This window comes from Vicinamibacteria bacterium (assembly GCA_035620555.1).
In the GTDB taxonomy this organism is placed as follows: domain Bacteria; phylum Acidobacteriota; class Vicinamibacteria; order Marinacidobacterales; family SMYC01; genus DASPGQ01.
On the sequence record DASPGQ010000172.1, the window covers coordinates 1 to 2,239 of the forward strand.

The following is a 2,239-nucleotide window of genomic DNA, read 5'->3' on the forward strand; positions in this document are numbered from 1 at the left end:
CCTCAGCGTCTCTGCACCGATCCGGGCGTGAAAGTCGCTCGCGTCCATGGGCTCGGTGAAATCGTCGTAGAAATAGAGCCGAAAGGCGCCTTCCGGGGAGAGGACGCCCTCGAGGTGGTGGTAGCGGTCTGGGGCCATGAACAAGATGCCGCCGTGGCGCGGATTGTGGTCGCCGTGGGCCATGGGGATGGTTCGGAGGGCCATCGCGTCCCCGCTTTTCGAGCAGACGCTTCCCGGAACGGCGCTGACTTCTCGAGGATCGTCGGGGCAGTACCACTGGAGCTCCCGCGTCATGGCGACGAGATCCATGTAGCAGATGTTGCACGTACCGGGCTCCTCCCGATCGATATGCGGGTGCATGGGACAGGAATAGCTGCTGACCAGCAGTCGCTTGACCATGGGCCGCTCACAGATCGGGCACGCTGCCGGTCCAACGGCCTGCTCGTCTCGATGGAGAGGGCAGAGCCAGACCTCGAAGGATTCGCGCGCGTCATCCGGTTGCAGGAGCTGCACTGTCACCAAGAAGACAGTCGTCATCCACATCATCATCTCGACCCGGTCTCAGAGTATAGGCGTCAAAAGGCTCATCCGGGGCTCAATAGATCTCCCGGAGGCGTCGCTCTTTCTCTTCGTATTCTGCAAATAGCTCGTCCATTCCCTCCGATTTCAGATCAGGTGCCGTCAATCGAAAGCGCTTCTTGGCGGTCTCGTCGTGCCGGAGGTCTTCGGGGAGGAGCTTCAGGGCGACGCGGCGATCGAGGGACGGATCACGCGCGAGGAAGACTTCTCCCATACCCCCTTTGCCGAGCTTCTCGGCGATCTCGTAGCGAGAAAACGTCGAGCCCGTCATGTCAGTAAGTTTCTCGCAGGCGCCGAGCTTCCGCTCGATACTCTCCCACGAAACGGGTGAAGGCCTCGTTCTCCGGCATCGGGACATCGGCCACCCGAAAATAGACTTCCCAGGCCGGGACGCGTGAAGAGTCGACCAAGCCCAGCTTCAGGGCGCGGTGAAGGAGCTCGATGGCAAGGTCGGGCTCGCCTCGTAGTGCGTGGACCAAGGCCAGCCAGTGTACTTCCCAGGAGATCCAGTCCGCTCCTCCGAGCGTGCGTTCTTCGATCGCCCGCATCGAGCCACGATCACCCAGGAGGCCGTAGAAGCCCGCCAGGATCAGGCCGAACCTTCTATTGTCCGGAGACTCTTCGAGACGAGGGCGGTAGATATCGACGCCGAGCTGCCAGAGCTCTGTCGCGCGGTCGGGCTCACCGAGCTGTTCGTAGAGAAGGCCGCCAAAAAAAAGCGCTGCCGGTTCGGCGGTAGCCTCGGCCGTGGAATCGCCGCGCGCAGGCAATCCGACGGCTTGCTCGTAGTGCCCGCGTGCCCGTTCCGTGTGGCCAAGGAGGTGATGGGCGAAGGCGACGAACATATGGATCTCCGGATCGTCGCCGAACCGGCGCAAGTAGGATCTCCCGGCTTCAACGATGAGCTCACGTTCACCGAGCCACGTGCTCGTCACCAGGCGCCATTGGGCCTCCTGGTTCACCGGGTCGATCTCCAGGACTTCGCGGAAGAGTGCCGCGCCTTCTTCCGCGAGACCTCCCAACTGATATGCGGTCGCCTGAGTCAGGAGGGTCTCGACGTCGTGCGGATTTCCGAGCCGGACCGCCTCCCGACCCTCCATCAAGCAGGCTTCGAGGTGTCCCCGCTGATAGTGAACGTTGATGAGCCCTCTTCGGGCCCTCATCGAGGTCGGGCTCAGCTCGAGAGCCTTTCGGAAACTCGCCTCGGCCCGATCGAGGCTGTCGAGGCCACCTCCCCATCCGTAATAGTAGCGATTGTAATTGACGACGCCCAGGCCCACGTGAGCCTCCGCCAGGCTTCGATCGAGCTCCAGGGCCTGGTTGAAATACCCGAAAGCAATGTCCGTCGCTTCTCGAGTACCTTCTTGAGTGAGGTGAGCGCCTTGTAGATAGAGATCATAGGCATCGACGCTTCGGGATTCCGGCGTGATAAGTGCCGCTTCTTCTTCGCCGGTGAGACTTCTCTTCAAGCTCGTAGCGGCTCGCACCGCGATCTCGCGCTGCATGTGGAAGATGTCCTCGAAGGGCGCCTCGAACTCCTCCGCCCAAGAAAGAAGTCCACTCTTGGCATCGACCAGCGAAAGACTCGTGAGGATCCGATCGCCGGCGAGATGGAACGTTCCCACGAGCACTGTGTCCGTATTCAATTCTCGGGCAATGG

The 2,239-nt window shown here is 61.6% G+C and carries 3 protein-coding genes; all 3 read right to left on the bottom strand.

What is annotated here, in order from left to right:
- Positions 1–537: heavy metal-binding domain-containing protein (locus VEK15_06565; protein HXV60340.1), on the bottom strand; the 537-nt coding region annotated here is incomplete at its 3' end.
- Between the two features lie 58 nt (positions 538–595).
- Positions 596–850 carry a hypothetical protein gene (locus VEK15_06570; protein ID HXV60341.1) on the bottom strand — a complete coding sequence of 85 codons (255 nt, stop codon included), beginning with the start codon at positions 848–850 and terminating at the stop codon, positions 596–598.
- A 1-nt stretch (position 851) separates the two neighbouring features.
- Positions 852–2,239 (bottom strand): hypothetical protein (locus VEK15_06575; protein ID HXV60342.1); only part of this gene is annotated, 1,388 nt, incomplete at its 5' end.

Coding starts and splice junctions, on each gene's coding strand:
- VEK15_06570 (HXV60341.1), bottom strand. CDS start 850: ATGACGGGCTCGACGTTTTCTCGCTACGAGATCGCCGAGAAGCTCGGC.